The 15,855-nt window shown below is 69.8% G+C and carries 15 protein-coding genes and 1 tRNA gene; 8 read left to right on the top strand and 8 right to left on the bottom strand.

What is annotated here, in order from left to right; all coding sequences use genetic code 11:
* Positions 1 to 20 precede the first annotated feature (20 nt).
* The 7 genes from ACGF0J_RS28295 to ACGF0J_RS28265 all read left to right on the top strand — a co-directional run bounded on the left by ACGF0J_RS28295 (position 21) and on the right by ACGF0J_RS28265 (position 7,000).
* Positions 21 to 182, top strand: a complete 162-nt coding sequence (locus ACGF0J_RS28295) for a hypothetical protein (protein ID WP_393150432.1) — start codon at positions 21 to 23, stop codon at positions 180 to 182.
* Complete coding sequence (locus ACGF0J_RS28290) at positions 179 to 1,423, top strand: glycosyltransferase family 2 protein (RefSeq protein ID WP_393150430.1); 1,245 nt, start codon at positions 179 to 181, stop codon at positions 1,421 to 1,423. The genes ACGF0J_RS28295 and ACGF0J_RS28290 overlap by 4 nt, the downstream gene beginning before the upstream one ends.
* Complete coding sequence (locus tag ACGF0J_RS28285) at positions 1,420 to 2,097, top strand: hypothetical protein (protein WP_393150428.1); 678 nt, start codon at positions 1,420 to 1,422, stop codon at positions 2,095 to 2,097. Before ACGF0J_RS28290 ends, ACGF0J_RS28285 begins: the two co-directional genes overlap by 4 nt.
* An 88-nt stretch (positions 2,098 to 2,185) precedes the next feature.
* The gene (locus tag ACGF0J_RS28280; RefSeq protein WP_393150426.1) at positions 2,186 to 2,890 is read left to right on the top strand and encodes a response regulator transcription factor; all 705 of its coding nucleotides are present in this window, start codon (positions 2,186 to 2,188) and stop codon (positions 2,888 to 2,890) included.
* A gap of 5 nt (positions 2,891 to 2,895) precedes the next feature.
* The gene (locus tag ACGF0J_RS28275) at positions 2,896 to 4,374 is read left to right on the top strand and encodes an ATP-binding protein (RefSeq protein ID WP_393150424.1); all 1,479 of its coding nucleotides are present in this window, start codon (positions 2,896 to 2,898) and stop codon (positions 4,372 to 4,374) included.
* 107 nt (positions 4,375 to 4,481) lie between these two features.
* On the top strand, positions 4,482 to 5,333 hold the full coding sequence (gene htpX / locus ACGF0J_RS28270; RefSeq protein ID WP_393150422.1) for a zinc metalloprotease HtpX: 852 nt from the start codon (positions 4,482 to 4,484) through the stop codon (positions 5,331 to 5,333).
* A 119-nt stretch (positions 5,334 to 5,452) separates the two neighbouring features.
* Positions 5,453 to 7,000, top strand: coding sequence for a hypothetical protein (locus ACGF0J_RS28265; RefSeq protein ID WP_393150420.1), 1,548 nt, complete (start codon positions 5,453 to 5,455; stop codon positions 6,998 to 7,000).
* A 388-nt stretch (positions 7,001 to 7,388) separates the two neighbouring features.
* Here the strand turns inward: ACGF0J_RS28265 and ACGF0J_RS28260 are convergent, their stop codons facing one another.
* The gene (locus ACGF0J_RS28260; protein ID WP_393150418.1) at positions 7,389 to 7,889 is read right to left on the bottom strand and encodes a YajQ family cyclic di-GMP-binding protein; all 501 of its coding nucleotides are present in this window, start codon (positions 7,887 to 7,889) and stop codon (positions 7,389 to 7,391) included.
* 238 nt (positions 7,890 to 8,127) lie between these two features.
* Here ACGF0J_RS28260 and ACGF0J_RS28255 point away from each other — a divergent pair.
* Positions 8,128 to 8,209 (top strand) — tRNA-Tyr (locus ACGF0J_RS28255).
* A 176-nt stretch (positions 8,210 to 8,385) separates the two neighbouring features.
* Here the strand turns inward: ACGF0J_RS28255 and ACGF0J_RS28250 are convergent.
* From ACGF0J_RS28250 to ACGF0J_RS28220, 7 genes are all read right to left on the bottom strand, one after another.
* On the bottom strand, positions 8,386 to 9,621 hold the full coding sequence (locus tag ACGF0J_RS28250) for an HNH endonuclease (RefSeq protein WP_393150416.1): 1,236 nt from the start codon (positions 9,619 to 9,621) through the stop codon (positions 8,386 to 8,388).
* 48 nt (positions 9,622 to 9,669) lie between these two features.
* Positions 9,670 to 11,046, bottom strand: coding sequence for a tyrosine-type recombinase/integrase (locus ACGF0J_RS28245; protein ID WP_393150414.1), 1,377 nt, complete (start codon positions 11,044 to 11,046; stop codon positions 9,670 to 9,672).
* Between the two features lies 1 nt (position 11,047).
* Entirely contained in the window at positions 11,048 to 11,242 is a 195-nt protein-coding gene (locus tag ACGF0J_RS28240; protein ID WP_393150412.1) for a helix-turn-helix transcriptional regulator, read from the bottom strand.
* A 197-nt stretch (positions 11,243 to 11,439) separates the two neighbouring features.
* Positions 11,440 to 12,549 carry a DUF3631 domain-containing protein gene (locus ACGF0J_RS28235; protein ID WP_393150410.1) on the bottom strand — a complete coding sequence of 370 codons (1,110 nt, stop codon included), beginning with the start codon at positions 12,547 to 12,549 and terminating at the stop codon, positions 11,440 to 11,442.
* A gap of 110 nt (positions 12,550 to 12,659) precedes the next feature.
* A complete protein-coding gene (locus ACGF0J_RS28230; RefSeq protein WP_393150408.1) occupies positions 12,660 to 13,571 on the bottom strand; it encodes a bifunctional DNA primase/polymerase in 912 nt (303 codons plus the stop codon).
* Positions 13,572 to 13,683: 112 nt separating this feature from the next.
* Positions 13,684 to 15,549 (bottom strand): DNA polymerase, encoded by a 1,866-nt coding sequence (locus ACGF0J_RS28225; protein WP_393150406.1) that lies wholly within the window; start codon positions 15,547 to 15,549, stop codon positions 13,684 to 13,686.
* Complete coding sequence (locus ACGF0J_RS28220) at positions 15,546 to 15,827, bottom strand: hypothetical protein (RefSeq protein ID WP_393150404.1); 282 nt, start codon at positions 15,825 to 15,827, stop codon at positions 15,546 to 15,548. The genes ACGF0J_RS28225 and ACGF0J_RS28220 overlap by 4 nt, the downstream gene beginning before the upstream one ends.
* Between the last annotated feature and the right edge of the window lie 28 nt (positions 15,828 to 15,855).

Below are 15,855 nucleotides of genomic sequence, written 5' to 3'. Positions count from 1 at the left end.
CCAGGAGAGAGGCAGGCACCATGACTCCCGCGACCACCTCGTTCCTCGTGCCCGCTCTGGACGCCGGCGCCATGGCGTTCGGCGTCGCCCGGCTCGCGCTGGCCGTCGCCGGGCTGCTGTGGGTGCTGTGGGTTCTCACCGTCGTCGTGCTCGTCCTCGTCGCCCACCGGAGGGCCCGATGACCACCGTTCTCATCGTGTGCGCGGTGTCGGCCGTGCTGATGGTCTTCGCCTACACGCTGGGGATGTACCTGGAGTCGGCGGGCAGCACGGAACGCCCGGGCGGCAACGGCGACGGTTTCACCGTCGTCTACCTGGTGCCCTGCCTGAACGAGGAGCGGGTCATCGCCGCGACGCTGCGCCACCTGCCGGACGGCCCGGTCGTGGTCGTCGACGACGGCTCCGACGACGACACGGCCGAGGTGGTGCGTCAGCTCGCCGACCCGCGCGTCCGCCTGCTCAGGCGCGAGCCGCCCGACGCCCGCCAGGGCAAGGGCAACGCGCTGAACCACGCCCTGCGCCGGCTGCTGGCGGATGTGCCGGCCGCTCGCCGCACCGCCGACCGGCTCCTGGTGTGCCTCATCGACGCCGACGGCCGCCTCGACCCGCACAGCGTCGACGCGGTGCTGCCGTACTTCGATGATCCGCGGGTCGGCGCCGTGCAGATGGGCGTGCGCATCGGCAACCGGGCCCAGAGCGTCCTGACGCGGATGCAGGACATGGAGTTCGTCGTCTACACCCGGATGTTCCAGCGGACCCGCAGCAGCATCGGCTCGGCGGGACTCGGCGGCAACGGCCAGGTCATGCGGCTCAGCGCGCTGCTCGACCTCGGGGATGACCCGTGGTCGCGGAGCCTGACCGAGGACCTTGACCTCGGCGTGCGGATGGTGCTGTCCGGCTGGCGCACCGCCTGCGTCCCCGACGCCACCGTGCGCCAGCAGGGGCTCACCGGCGTGCGCGCGCTGGTCCGGCAGCGTTCGCGCTGGTTCCAGGGTCATCTGCAGGCGCTGCGGCTCGTGCCGCCGGTGGTCGGCCGGGCGTCCGGCAGGGTGGCGGTCGACCTGCTGAACGTCCTCCTCAGCCCGTTGCTGATCTTCGTGGGCTCGTTCATGACACTGTCCCTGATGGCGTCCCTGGTGGGCGTGACGTTCTCGGCCTCGGCGCGAGAGCAGCTCTTCCAGCCGGTGCCGATCGCGTCGTGGTACGTGCTGACGTTCGGCGCGGCCTTCCTGCTCGGCCCGCTCTACGCGCGGGTCAGCGGCGACATGGGCTGGCTGCGTGGCCTCGGCTACGGCCACCTGTTCATCGTCTACAACCTGGTGTGGCTGGTGGCGGCCTGGCGGGGGCTGTGGCGCACGGCGCGGGGCCGGCGGGCCTGGCTGAAGACCGAACGGCTCACCGACCCGTCACCGGGACCGGCATGAGAGCGGCCCTGCCGCGCGTGCTCGCCGCCGTCACGCTGCTCGCCCTCCCCGTCGGGCAGGGACGGCCCGCCCCGTGCGCTCCGTGGGCGGAGGGCACGGTGCGGGCGGGGCTGTTCCTCGAGTACGACGGGTACGGCGGGGCGTGCACGTACCAGGACGCCGGCCGGTGGGTGTGGCGGCTGTCGCCCAAGCCGGCCCGGTTCCCCGCTGAGACGCACGCGGCCCTGGCCCTGACCACCGTCGACTACGGGGACGTCCGGCTCCGCGTCCGGGCCAGAACGCTCCACCAGCTCCGACGCCCGACACCGAACCCGTGGGAGGTCGCCTGGGTCGTGTGGCACTACACCGACGACAACCACTTCTACTACCTCGTCCCCAAGCCGAACGGCTGGGAGCTCGGCAAGGTCACTCCCGGTTACCCCGGCAACCAGCGCTACCTCGCCACGGGGGAGGACTCCTTCGGGCTGGGCGCGTGGCACACGATCGAGGTCCGCCAGGTGGGCGACACGATCACGGCGGGTGTGGACGGCCGCGAACTGGTGCGCTTCCGCGACCGGGAACGCCCCTATCTGGGCGGCCGCGCCGGTCTCTACAACGAGGACGCGACGACCGACTTCACGAACCTGCACGTCACACCGGACGCCGAGCGGTTTCGGGGCACCGTGCGGCGGTAGGTGACGCCTGAAACGGGCAGAGTCACGGGCCTGCGACCGTGCCGCGCCGGGGGGTGCCGGCGTTCGGTCGCTGACTAGAGGTGATGGTGTGGTGGATCGGCCGGGGGCGCTGGTCATCGAGGACGGCGCGGAGGCGCGCCGGCTGCTGTGCGAGGTGTTGCGCATGGCGGGGTTCGACGTCGCGGAGGCGGCGACCGGCGCGGAAGGGCTCGACCTGGTGGCCGAGAGACGCCCCGACCTGGTGACGCTCGACCTCATGCTGCCCGACATGGACGGAATAGAGGTGTGCCGGCGGCTGCGTGGCATGACGAGCGCGTACGTGATCGTGGTGTCCGGCCGCACGGAGGAGGCCGACCGGCTCGTCGGCCTGGAGGTGGGCGCCGACGACTACCTGACCAAGCCGTTCTCGCCGCGCGAGCTGCGGGCGCGGGTCGCGGCGATGTTCCGCCGGCCTCGCCGGGACGACCTGCGGGAGGCCGGCGGTGACCGGCCGCGGATCCTCGCGTTCGGTGACCTGGTCGTGGACGAGGAGAGCCGCGAGGTGCACCTGGGGGGTCGGCCCGTGCGGCTCACCAAGATCGAGTTCGACCTTCTCGTGCTGCTCGCCTCCCACCCGAGGCGGGTGTGGGCTCGGGAGACGCTGACCCGGATGATCTGGCACACCGACTGGCCCGGCAATGCCCACGTCATCGACGTCCACGTCGCCAACCTGCGACGCAAGCTGGGCGACGACGCCCGCTCCGGCCACTGGGTGCGCACGGTGCACGGCGTGGGCTACCGGTTCGGAGGCTGACGGTCATGGTCGTCCCGATTCACATCCTGCTGTGCGAGGCGGACGATGACGACGCGCTGCGGATCGTCGTCCGTCTGCTGCGCGACGGGGTGGAGGCGACCCACGAGCGGGTGGAGGACGCCGAGTCCGCGGCTGCGGCGTTGCGGCGGCGCCCGCCCGACATCGTCTTCTCCGACTACCGGATGCCGTCCCTCACCGCGCACGACGTGCTCCGGCTGCTCCACGAGGCCGCGGCCGACATCCCCTTCATCCTGGTCTGCGGGCAGATCGGGGAAGAGCGTGCGGCGACACTCATGCGCGCCGGCGCCCGCGACTTCGTGCGCAAGGACCGGCTCTCCCGGCTCGCCCCCGTCGTACGGCGGGAGCTGCACGAGGCGGAGTGCCGGCACCAGCGCCGGCAGGCGCAGGATGCGCTGCGGGAGAGCGAGCAGCGGCTGCGGCTCTACGCCGAGAACGCCCCCGACATCATCTTCCGCTTCCGGCCGTCCCCGCAGGCGCGGGTGGAGTACGTCAGCCCCGCCACGGCCGCGATCCTCGGCCGCTCGCCGGAGGAGCTGAGCGGCGATCCCCGTCACCTGCTCGCCCTCGTCCACCCCGCCGACCGCGACAGCCTGGAACGTTCCTGGCGGTCGCCGGGCGGCGAACCGCTGCCGGTGCGCTGGCTCGGGCCGCACGGCACCGTATTCACGGAGCAGCGGACGACCGGCATCCGCGACGACGACGGCCGGCTGCTCGCGGTCGAGGGCATCCTGCGGGACGTCACCGCCCGGGTGCAGACCCAGCGCGAACGCGATCATTTCGAACGGCGGCTGCGTCAGGTCGAGCGGCTGGAGCCGCTCGGCAGGCTGGCCGGAAGCCTCGCGCACGACGTCAACAACCTCCTCGGCGTGATCCTGGGGAACGCCGAGCTGGCTCTCGACACGCTGCCGGAGGACGCCCCTGGCCGGGCCGGCGTCGAGCGGATCCGGCAGGCGGCCGAGCGCGGCGAGACCATGGCGCGCCGGCTCCTGGCCCCCGCCGGCGCGGGCCCGCCGCGACCGGCCGACCGGAACGCCGACCTGAACACGGTCGTCGAGGAGACGGCCGGCCTGCTGCGCCCCACCCTCGCCGACGGCGTCGAGCTCGTCACCCGGCTGGCTCCCGGCCTGCCGGCCGTCGGCATCGATCGGGCCGATCTCGAGCACGTCCTCATCAACGTGATGGTCAACGCGCTGGCGGCGATGCCCGACGGCGGCCGGCTGACCGTCGAGACGGCCCACGGCGACGGCGAGGCGCGGCTCACCGTGTCCGACACCGGCCACGGCATGCCCGCCGAGGTGGCCGAGCGCGCTTTCGAGCCGTTCTTCACCACCCGGGAACACGGCACCGGTCTCGGCCTGTGCACCGCCCGCGGCACGGTCGAGGAGGCAGGCGGCCGGGCTACGCTCACCTCCCGGCCGGGCCGCGGCACCACCGTTCGCCTCCACCTGCCCGAAGCCCGTTGACCTGCGGGGTCCGCCGCTCTGCTGCGACGCCCGCACGCGCCGGGGAACGATGGGCCGGGGGCCGGTCGTTGGACGTGGTGACCCCGCTTCACGAAAGGGGGTGCACCATGCACCACAACGGTCTGCGCACCGCCGTCCTGCTGGGCGGCATGTCGGCGTTGATCGTCGCGGCGGGCGCGTGGCTGGGCGGCGGCACCGGCCTGCGGATCGCGCTGGTGCTCGCCGTGATCGGCAACGGCGTCGCCTACTTCCTCTCCGACCGGATCGCGCTGTCGGCCATGCGGGCCCGGCCGGTGAGCGAGGTCGAGCACCCCGTCCTCTACAAGATCGTCCGGGAGCTGTCCACGCAGGCCCGGCAGCCGATGCCGAGGCTGTACGTGTCGCCGACCGCGCAGCCCAACGCCTTCGCCACCGGCCGCAACCCGCGCCGGGCCGCCGTCTGCGTCACGTACGGGCTGACCAGGCTGCTCGACGAGCGGGAGCTGCGCGGTGTGATCGGCCACGAGCTGTCGCACGTCTACAACCGCGACATCCTCATCTCCTCCGTCGCGGGCGCGCTCGCCACGATGATCACCTGGGTGAGCTACGTGGCGGTGTTCTTCGGCGGCTCCGACGACGACGAGGGCCCCGGCTTCCTCGGGGCGCTGCTCATGATGGTGCTCGGCCCCGTCGCGGCCGGCGTGATCCAGCTGGCCGTCTCCCGGACGCGCGAATACCAGGCCGACGAGTCGGGGGCCCGGCTGACCGGCGACCCCCTCGCGCTGGCCTCGGCCCTGCGCAAGATCGAGATGGGCGCCCGGCGGCTTCCCCTGCCGGAGAACAGCCGGCTCACCTCCGCCTCCCACCTGATGATCGCCAACCCGTTCAGCGGCTCCGGCTTCGGACGGTTCTTCTCCACGCACCCGCCCACCTCCGAGCGGGTGGCGCGGCTGGAGCGGATGGCCGGCTACCGCCGCTGAGCCGTCGGCGCGTGCTGCCGGAGAGCCCGTGGCAGGCTGCGCCTCGTGGACCCCGCCGCGGAGCCCGTCGATCATCTGAGCCACGTGGCCGCCTGCCCCTTCCGGACATAATCATCCCCATGGCCCGAACTCCACGCCTCACCAAGGCCGAGCGAAAGCTCTGGAACGCCTTCCCCACCGGCGAGACCGTGGCCCTCGGCCCCGTGATGGGCGGCCCCTCCACCGGCGGCCCTTCTAGCGGCGGCCCTTCTAGCGGCGATCCCTCTACCGGCGGCTCCGTGGCACTGGCGGGTCAGAACGCGCCCGAGGACGGCGACGCCTGGGGCCCCGAGCGGACCGTGCGCGCCGACGTGATCACGTCCCTGCTGCTGGGCGCCCGCGAGGCCGCCACCGGCTCCGTCGCCGCCGTCCGGTTACGCGGGGCCAGGATCACCGGGTCCCTGGCCATCATCGGCGGCACCGTGGAACACGACCTCGACCTCAAGGGCTGCCACCTCGACCAGCCCGTCCTGCTCACCGGCACCACCACCCGCTCCGTACGGCTGACCGACTGCGCGCTGCCCGGTCTCAGCGGCGGCGGCATGCGCGTCGCCGGGCACCTCAGCCTGTCCGGCTCCACCGTCACCGGCACCGTCCGCCTCGCCCGCGCCCAGTTCGAGAGCGGGCTGTGGCTGGCCGGCACCCGCATCACCGCCGACGACGCCTGGGCGCTGTCCGCCGGTTCGATGGTGGTCGAGAGCGGCGCGACCCTGCGCAACGCCGACATCACCGGCGGCGTCCGCCTGGTCGGCAGCCGCGTGAACGGCGACCTCAACCTCGAAGGGGCCACCCTGCGCAACCCCGGCGGCCGCGCCCTGAACGCGGACGACATGGTGGTCGAGGGCGCCGTGCACTGCACCCGCGGCTTCACCGCGCTCGGCTGCGTCCGGGTGCGCGGCGCCCGCGTCAACGGTACCTTCTCCGTCAGCGGCACCATCCGCAGCGCCGACACCCCGTACGCGCTGCACGCCAGCCACATGGAGGTGCGCGAGTTCTACCTCAAGCCCGCCGAACCCATCGACGGCGTCGTCAACCTTGCCTACTCCCGCATCGGCACCCTCCAGGACGACCCCGACACCTGGCCCGACAGGCTGCGCCTCAACGGCCTCGTCTACGACCGGCTGCGCGGCAGCGGCGTCACCCGCCGCATCGACTGGGCCGGCCGCGACCCGGAGGGCTTCCGGCCCCAGCCGTACGAACAGCTCGCCGCCTGGTACCTGCGCGACGGCAACGACGCGCTCGCCCGCCGCACCCAGCTCGCCAAACTCCGCGCCCGCCGCCGCACCCAGGGCCTCGGCCTGCGGGTGTGGGGGCGGCTGCTCGACGTCACGGTCGGCTACGGATACCGGCCGTGGCTGGCCGGCGTGTGGTTCGCCGTCCTGCTGCTCACCGGCACCATCTCCTTCGCCCTGAACCCCCCGCGTCCCCTCAAACCGGACGAGGCCCCCGTCTTCGACCCGTTCGCCTTCAGCTTCGACCTGCTCCTGCCGCTGCCGGCCTTCGGGCAACGCGAGATGTTCGACCCGGCGGGGTGGACGCAGGGACTCGCGTACGGGCTGGTCATCGCCGGCTGGATCCTCGCCACGGCGTTGGTGGCGGGCGCCACCCGCGTCCTGCGCCCCCAATAGCCCGCGCCCACCCGCGCCCAAGAGGCCCAGCTCCCCGGGGCGAGATCGAGACTCTTCCCGGCTCGGTTCTCGTGACGGTCGTGAAGCCGCGCCGACGTCTGCGACCCCGGCATGAGGGCTGTCACAAGCGCTCGCGCTCGCACGTAGGACAGCGGCCCGAAGCGCGGGAGAGGACGCGTGGTCTGGTGGACCGCGCCCTCGATCGTGTGCCCCGAACGGCCCCGCCGAACACGATCGCCCGGGATCTCACCTTCCGGGTGTTGCGGCGGCCGTACGGCTTCGAGCGGGCGAGCAGCCGGGGCACGGGACATCCCCCACCCCGGCCGTCTGCCCCTGATCAAGGACAAGAATCGCGAAAGCCCAGGTCCAAGGCTGACCGCCCGGCTGGCTAACGGTAGTTCACGAACTGCAGCGCGATGTCCAGGTCCTTGCCCTTGAGCAGCGAGATGACCTCCTGCAGCTCGTCCTTCTTCTTCGAGCTCACCCGGAGCTCCTCGCCCTGGATCTGCGCTTTGACGCCCTTCGGCCCCTCGTCGCGGATCAGCTTGGAGATCTTCTTCGCATGCTCCTGGTCGATGCCCTCCTTCAGACCGACCAGCATGCGGTACTCCTTGCCCGACAGCTTGGGGTCGCCCGCGTCGAGGGTCTTCAGGGACAGGCCGCGCTTGATCACCTTCTCCTTGAACACGTCCAGCACGGCCGCGGCCCGCTCCTCGCTGTTCGCCTTGATCTCGATGTTGTCCTGACCCGACCAGGCGATGCTCGCCCCCGTGCCCTTGAAATCGAACCGGTGCCCGATCTCCTTGACCGTCTGGTTCAGCGCGTTGTCGACCTCCTGCCGGTCGATCTTGCTGACGATGTCGAAAGATGAATCGGCCAAAACGCACATCCTCTCAGCTACCCACGCATGTCATCGGTGCCCCGTCCCAGGTGTCGCCGACCGCCCGGCGCGTCCCCGAACACGGACCCAGCGAACGAGCCTAGCCAGCATCGAGTGCCCGCGCAGCGCCGCGACCCGCCCGTGGCCTCGCGGCGGCCGAGAAAGATCCTCGCCGGGACAAACCGGTGTCACGTGCACCCCGGAAGTCCGCTATTCTTCTGTCTGTCGCCGCGAGAGCGGATGGCACGGCAGGTTGCCCGAGTGGCCAAAGGGAGCGGTCTGTAAAACCGTCGGCTCAGCCTACGCAAGTTCGAACCTTGCACCTGCCACACCAGGACGAACGGCCCCTGACCAGCGGAGACGCTGGGATCAGGGGCCGTTCGCGTTATCCGGCAACTACCAGCCATTCCCGGCGGTTGCCAGCGATCCACGGAACAGCCACGGAACATTTGGAGCACGCAGGGCCCTCCCTGGGTGCTCACCCTCCAGCGACCGGGAGGGGGTATCAGCCCTGCCCCTGCCAGCGCTCGTAGGCCCAGCGCAACGCATCCTGGTGGGGGTGCATAGGTAGGTCCTTCACGCCGGCCGGGTAGCGGATACCCAGAGCGTCCGCATCAGGACCAGAAGGCCGCGTCTCAACTTCGAGTGTGTCGGGATTGATCGCGAACAGCCCGGCATCGAACGCGCGATGGACAGCGACGTTCAGGGGAAGGCCATTCCTCGGGTCGTCGGTACCACCCTTGGCATAGCCCACGATGTGTGCGGCTTCGAGAAGTTCTGGCACCGAGACGCCCGACAGTGGGCAGCGGGGGCCGTAGCGTCGGAAGACCCGTAGCTTGAACATCCGCTGGTTGGGGCGTTGACGGACTCTGCGAGTCGAAGTCTTGTGAGGCAGTCGCATGAGGTCGAAAGGTTCGTCCAGCGCAGGCGCTTCAGACTGTGCCAGCGGAGGAGGAGTCTCTGAGAAGGCGATGGAGAAGAGCTTGCTCTTGTCCTCCCACCCTTCAATCCAGCCGAGCCTAACTTCTCGCATGGTGGCGCTTGGTTGGGTGACGACGAAGATGGGCATCCAGAGCTCAGATGCAGCCTTCAGCGCCCTCACCTCGGACTCGTCCCGGCCGGGCGGACGATTTGTGTCGGGGTAGTGATAGAGGATGCCGTCGCTGGAGAGGTCGTCTGGGTAGTGCCGGCCAGTATGAAGAACGGATACCGCGATGCCGTCTCGGTGGAGAAGCTTTGTGCGCTTCGCATCAACCCAGACGCCCTGTGCGCCCCCGTAAGCGCCGAACGCATGAAGCTCAGCAGGGCGAACTACGACTGTACTTAGCGTCGTTGAGATGGCTCGTAGGTGACTCCACACGGCCAGGCGCCATTGCAACTCGGCATCAGTGTCGGTCGGGTGGGAGTTGATGACCTCGAAACCAAGGCGTTCTAGTGCCCGGTTGGCGGCGGCAACTCCTCCCGAGAGCTGGTCATTGGAGAGCGCCCCCTTGCTCGTTTGGTAGCCGTGGGCCACTCCAACGATGGCTTTCGCGTCATAGAGGCGTCCGTTGAGTCGAAGGAAGTATTGTCGAGCCGCCCCAAAGTAGTACTGCGCGAGAAACCCCTGTCGTCCTACCTGGTCATATTCGCTTGCTGCCTTCAGGACAGCATCAGGATCTGTCAGATCTGCCAGCCCCACAGCTACCTCCACCTCATTCTCACCGGAAGGAAGAGTAGAGCTCAGCTCTGACAGTTTCACCCTGATGCCATCCCTATGCCATCGTCGCGGCCGTGGGGCATGTCGCTTCTAGTGCTCGGAGTCTGTTTTGAGGACCTCGTCTATCCGCGTGTTCCAGATCTGATCATGGCCGTCGATACATCCGGCGTAGACCCGTAGTAGAACTTCCACGCTGTGGCCGGCGCGCCGTGCAACCTCGGGGGCGGGGACGCCCGCGTTCAAGGCGAGGGTCACACCACCGTGCCGGAGGTCGTACGGTCTTGCCGCTAGGGGCGAACGGACCTGAGCCGGGGACAGAGCGGCCTTGCGGGCTTTCTGCCAGACGGGACCATAGACGCTCTCGCTGAGAGGGCCACCGCGGGCACCGCGGAACAGCAACCCATCTCCGGCCGCCGTATCGGTCCGTTTGAGATGATCCCGCAGTAGCCGTACCAGAACTGGGGGGATAGGCACCTCCCGCTTGGTCTTTTCGGCACGGTGCTTGAGGTGGCGCTGGTCGTGACTCTTGCCGGTGTCGGTCCACTGTGCGCCGACGCGTGGGGCGTTATCTGTGAGGACGAGATGGCCCCACCCATTTTCGGGTAGACTTATGCAGTTTTCCTGCCGGAGGGATACGGCCTCGCCGGGGCGCATGTAGGCGTAGTAAAGGCACCCGAAGAACGCGGCCAGCTCGGGCCGTTCAGCCTTGATCGCGGCCAAGAGTTCTTGCGCTTGGCGTGGGCTTGCCACGACTCTACGGTCCACCTCTTCGGCGACCTTCGGTGCTTTCCAGCTCACCTTGTCGATTGGGTTCGCTGGAAGGATGTCCAGCTCAACCGCATAAGCAAGTACGCCATGGAACACCGCTCGTTTCCGAGCAACCGTTGTAGCCGCGGCCGGCTTGCCGTCCATGCGTAGGGCGAGTGCGTTGAGAGCACCGCGGATGAGTTCGGAGCGCCGTTCCTTCTCATCGAGAGCAGTCACTTTGAGGGAGTTCTCGCGAATCCAGGTCAGCGCGTCCGCAACGTCGCCTTCGGGCTCGCCGAGGTCGCGGCGTGCTTTGTGGAATGCCCAGGCATACAGCACTTCTCGAAGGACCTTGGGTTCTGGCATGTGCCGGGTGGTCGCGACGAGTACGGGTGTCACGGTGGCGAGGGCATCGGCGGTAGAGGTGCGTGTCTTCGCCGCGGCTCGGGGCCATTTGAGGTCTACGTACCGGCATGCGAGGTCGAACCACGTAACGGCACGCTGTTCCCGAAGGACCGACTCTGGCATGCCGCTCTCAGTGTCGAACCCTTCCCCCTTACGCGTGCATCTCAGCAGACGGGAGCGGTAATTGTCAGCGAGGGCGTAAGTGGTGAACCACTTCGAGAACTCGTTCTTCTCGACCCGCCAGCGGACCCCGTGGCCACGGTTGCGTTTGCGGGTGGCCAGCTTCCATATCTGTACGTCGTGTGAGAGTGTCACGTCAGCTCGCCTCGGCTACTTCTACGCGTGTGGCCAGCCACGCATCAAGCGCGCTTCGCCGTACGCGCAACTTCCCGTTGGGAAGCTTGATGCATTCTGGGGCGAGACCGAGTGACCTCCAGGCGTCGAAGGTGCTACGGGCGACCTGGAGCTCTGCTAGAACCTCTGCGATGGTCAGCAGGGCGTCGTCGTTCATGATGCGATGAGCCTTCACAGCGTTGCCTTTCGGAATGATCCGGCGTGGATTGATGAGGCCTCGGCGGCATGCTGGATGGCTGTCGCCGAGGCCGTTGCAGGGGTGGGCGGTTGTACTTCTGGAGGGGTATCCGTCCCATCCGTCCCAAGCTCATTTCCGCAGGTCAAGCCTGGGACGGGTAGATAGCCTGGGACGGGTCAACCCGTCCCAGGCGCGGTTCCCGTCCCGCGCTGACCTGCAGTGACGAGGTTGGGACGGATGGGACGGGTATCCCTGGCGAACAGCACCACATCGCCCTCAGGAACGGGCTCAACGGTCGGGCAGTAACGGCCCCAGGCGTCCAGGAAATCGGCGCGCTGGTAGCCCTTGACCTGTCCAGTGGTGAACCGGATGTTGGCCGAACGGATCTCGTATTCGCCGAGCATGATGCCGAGCTTCCGGGGCGTCAGTCCGGCGGGGCCGTGCTCGTTCCATTCGGCCTCGGGGTCGGCCTTGAGCCGTTCCAGGAGTACGGCGGTGGGCAGCGCTGTGTCAGTGCCGAACGCGGTGCGGCAGGCGGCCAGCAGGCGCACGCGCGCTGAGGTGTGGCCGTTGTCGTCGGCTTCGGCGGTCAGGGCCACGGCGGCGGCGCGGGCGCGGTCGGGCCATGTATCGCCGGCGTAGTCAGCCACGATGACCAAGGGTTCCCACGTGTCGGCGGCGCGGTCCTCCACGGGCATAGCAGGTTCCGCCTGTTCCAGAATGGCCAGGTCAGCGCGTAGCCACCGGTTGAGGTCGGCGGCCAGGTCACGCAGGGGCGTGCGGTCGCGGCGATGCCGGTAGGGTGCGGCGCTCTCGCCGGGGGCACGCCGGCGCATCCGGACGACCACGGCACGGTCTTCGATGGTGTCGGGCATCGCGCCGATACCGGCCAGGGCCGCCATGGCGAAGGTGGGGATGGACTCCACCCGGTTGGCGTTGGCGTCGTAGCGCTTGGCCGGCCGGTTGCGCTGGTGTCCGGCGTTGAGCAGGCCGCGGAGGTCTTCATTGCCGTCCGCCTTGGGGCCGAAGATGGTGTCGGCCTCATCCACGAGCATGGTCGGCGGGTCTTCGGTGATGGAGCGGTAGACGGCGGCGCTGGAGGAGTTGACCGTGATGAACGGGTTGTGACAGGTGGCCTCCACGATGTCGAGTAGCCGGGACTTGCCGCACCGCTTTTCCGGGCCCCGGATGACCAGGCGGGGCGCGTGCGCCCATGCGGGTTGGGCGTGGGTGGCAGCGATCCACAACGTGACGGCGTCAGCGGTTTCGGTGGTCGGCAGGATCACGTATCGGGTCATGGCGGCGCGGAGCTGGTTGAGCAGGACCGCGCCGTTGGGTGTGCGGTGGTGCATGGTGTGGTCTCCCGAAGTCGGTTGCCGGTCAGCGCAGAGACGGTTCATGCGGCGCGTATACCGGCATCGATGCCGAAGCCGATGACGGCGGCCAGGGCACGCGGTGGACGCGGATCGCGGCTGTGGCCGTTGGCGGTCTCGGCGGCGGTTTGCAGGGCGTGTTCGACCAGGTCGCGAGGTAGCGCGCCACGGGCGATGAGCTTGCCAAGTTTCCAGGCGGCCAGGTTGAGGGCGCGGTTGCGGCCTCCGTCCGGCGCGGTGGCCACCCGCTCAATCTCGCCGGTCAGCGCGGCGTGGCCGTAGGCGGTCAGCCGGCGGACGGGCAGGCTGACCAGCAGCTCAGCGACCATGCCCGTGGCGGGTTGTTGCGGGGGTGGGGTGAGCGCGTCGGCCAGCCAGTCGGGCAGCGGTGCGGGCGGCTGGTCGCGAGTCAAGGTGTAGGGGCCGGTGCCGTCGCGGGCAGCCACGTAGCTGCCGGGTGCGACGACGTAGCCACCGGCGCCGCGGGTGTCGATGAGCCAGCCCAGCCCCTTGCCGCGCACTCCCGAGGTGTTGCCGAGATGCCGGCCGGGTGGGGCGGTGAAGTACAGGTGCAGGCCGCCGCGGCGGGTGGTCACGGTGCGGGTGTCGTCGGGGTAGGGCTGGCCGTGCTCGGCGCACAGATGGCGGAAGACCTGCTCACCGGATGCGATGCCACGTCGTGCCCATGCGGCGGGCGGGTGCTCACCGGGTTTGGGCAGGTCCAGGTCGATGACCAGCAGATCAGAGGGTCCGCAGGCGATGCCCACGTTGTAGGGGGCGCGCCGCCACCACGCGGCCAGTCGGTCGGGGTTGGCGGTGGCGTTGTGCTCCCAGTCGGTGAAGCCGCGGGCGGGGTACTTGCCGCGCGGAGTGAGCGGGAAGACGCGCCAGCCACGTCGGGCGGCGTCGGTGGCGGCGGTGAGCAGGTCGGTCACGGGTCACACCTTTCGGTCGCGCGGGTCAAATGGTTGATCGGGACGGGCTTCCCCCAACTGGTGGCCTTGTCGGATGGCTGGTAGGGCCACCAGTTGGGGGGCGGTGCCACCGTCAGGCGGCGATGTCCTTGGCGGTGTCCTGGTCGGGCAGGTGGCCCCAGTGGGTGCCGAGGATCTCGGCGTCGGCCACGATGGGCGCGCCCCGGAAGCTGGTCGTCATCGCGGCTTGAAGGGCAGCGCACAGGCGTTCGGCGTCGCGGGCGGGCGCCTGGATGATGACTTCGTCATGGACGAACAGCCACAGCTTGGCGTGCGGGTGGGCGGTGGCGAACCGGTAGACGGCGGCCAGCAGCAGGTCACGGGCGGTGGATTGGACCATGTAGTTGCCGTTGGCGTAGCCGCGGGCGGGGTCGGCGGGGATGCGCCGGCCGCTCGGGGTGGTCACCACGCTTTGGCCGGCGAGTTGCTTGGTGTAGGCGATCACGCGCGGATAGGTGGACTGCCACCGGTCGATGACCTGCCGGGCCACCTCGGGTGTGACGCCGGTCTGGTCGGCTAGTGCGGTCGCGCCGCCGCCGTACAGGGTGCCGAAGGTGCACCGCTTGGAGATGGTGCGTTGCTCTTTGGTGTAGCCGTCGCCGTACATCAGGGCGGCGGTGGCGTCGTGGATGTCGGTGCCGGAGGCGATCACCTGTTTTAGGGTCGGGTCGTTGGACAGGGCGGCGGCCACCCGTACCTCTACCTGTGAGAAGTCGCAGGAGATCAGCACGTGGCTGGGGTCGGCGCGAAAGCAGTGCCGTAGCCGTGGGTCGTGCTTCTTGAGCGTCTGCAACGCCGGGCCGGTGATGGACATGCGTGCGGTCTTGGCTCGCAGGGTGTTGATCTGCGGGTGGACACGGCCGGCCGGGTCGGCGGCGCGTAGGAACGCGGTCAGATTGGCGATCAGGTTGGAGGTGCGGGCGACGGTTTGCCGCGCGGTCAGCAGGTCACCCACCGGGGCGGGCAGCGCGCCGGCGCTCAGTTCGGTGAGCGTGGTGAGGGTGTCGGCGGTGACCTTCAGGCGGCCGGTGGGGGTGCGTGGCAGGTCGGTGATGCCCGCCTCGGTGAGGTGGCCGTCCAGCCAGGAGGCGAACCGGGGTGAGCAGGCCGGGAAGCCGAGTGTCTGCGCGATGGCCGTTTCGGCGGTGTGGTGCTCGCGCTGGACCTGGTGAAGTAGCGCGGTGGTGTAGGGGCGATCCAGCAGCAGGCCGCGGATGGTGATGCCGGTCGCGTGGGCGGCCAGCCATTGTTCCATCCGCACCAGGTGCGTGAAGTCCAGGCAGCGACGCAGCAGCACCGGCAGCAACCGGCGCACGTAGATGGCGTCCAACCCTGCGTACACGAGGTATGCCTCATCGCTGGTCGGCAGGTGGTTCCATCCCCAGATCTGCCAGGTGTGGCCGGCGCGGTGCCCGATCGGGGCCAGGGCGCGCATCCGGGCGTGTAGGGCGGCCTCGGCGTGCTGTAGGCCGTCGTCCAGGTGGCGGCCGGTCAGCTCTTTGAGCCCGTGGCCGGCGCGCTCGTCTGGGTCGATCAGCTTGGAGAGCAGGTGCGTGTCGATGACGCGCTGCCCGAGCGCGATGCCGAAGGCCGCCCAGACGGCCAGCGGATCGTAGGAGGTGTGGGTCACGAACCGGCGCGCGGGATCGGCCAGCGTCGCCCTGATCGCGGCGTGCTGATCGGGGTCGGCGGGGTCGAGCACCCACGCCTCACGCGGGGAGCCGAATTGGACCAAGCGCACGGTGAAGGCGGGCGCGAACTGGCGGGGACCTTTGTCGTCAATGGCGCTGGTCTCCACATCCAGCCCCAGCATCGCCTCAGCGGCGCGGAAGCGGGCGAACGCGGCCGGCTCGAACACGGCGGGCGGATGGACGGTCATGACGTGGCCGGCGTGCTCGCGTACGTAGCAGCCGGCCGGGGCGGTGGGTGGGGCGGTCATCGGGCCTCCACGGGGTGGCAGTGCGGACAGGTCCACAGCACCGGTGCACTCGCCGGCAGCACGGTCACGCGGTGGCAGGTCGGGCAGGTGGGCGGCCTCGGCGCGGGCAGCGCGGCGGCCAGCCAGCCGTAGCCGTCGCCGGCCAGCGCGGCATCGTGGGCGGTGGGATCGGCGGCGGTGAAGCGCACGCCGGACACCGCAGCGTTGGCGCCATCCGGCGCGACGGCGAACAGCGACGCCTGGTCGTCGGGATCGGCGGTCAGCGTGGGTCGCGACATGGGCACACGGGTCCTTTCTTAAGGGAGA

The organism is Nonomuraea sp. NPDC047897 (genome assembly GCF_043204415.1).
Classification (GTDB): domain Bacteria; phylum Actinomycetota; class Actinomycetes; order Streptosporangiales; family Streptosporangiaceae; genus Nonomuraea.
This window is presented reverse-complemented; position numbering and strand designations above follow the sequence as displayed.

Coding starts and splice junctions, on each gene's coding strand:
- ACGF0J_RS28295 (WP_393150432.1), top strand. CDS start 21: ATGACTCCCGCGACCACCTCGTTCCTCGTGCCCGCTCTGGACGCCGGC.
- ACGF0J_RS28290 (WP_393150430.1), top strand. CDS start 179: ATGACCACCGTTCTCATCGTGTGCGCGGTGTCGGCCGTGCTGATGGTC.
- ACGF0J_RS28285 (WP_393150428.1), top strand. CDS start 1,420: ATGAGAGCGGCCCTGCCGCGCGTGCTCGCCGCCGTCACGCTGCTCGCC.
- ACGF0J_RS28275 (WP_393150424.1), top strand. CDS start 2,896: ATGGTCGTCCCGATTCACATCCTGCTGTGCGAGGCGGACGATGACGAC.
- htpX (WP_393150422.1), top strand. CDS start 4,482: ATGCACCACAACGGTCTGCGCACCGCCGTCCTGCTGGGCGGCATGTCG.
- ACGF0J_RS28265 (WP_393150420.1), top strand. CDS start 5,453: ATGGCCCGAACTCCACGCCTCACCAAGGCCGAGCGAAAGCTCTGGAAC.
- ACGF0J_RS28260 (WP_393150418.1), bottom strand. CDS start 7,889: ATGTGCGTTTTGGCCGATTCATCTTTCGACATCGTCAGCAAGATCGAC.
- ACGF0J_RS28240 (WP_393150412.1), bottom strand. CDS start 11,242: ATGAACGACGACGCCCTGCTGACCATCGCAGAGGTTCTAGCAGAGCTC.
- ACGF0J_RS28225 (WP_393150406.1), bottom strand. CDS start 15,549: ATGACCGCCCCACCCACCGCCCCGGCCGGCTGCTACGTACGCGAGCAC.
- ACGF0J_RS28220 (WP_393150404.1), bottom strand. CDS start 15,827: ATGTCGCGACCCACGCTGACCGCCGATCCCGACGACCAGGCGTCGCTG.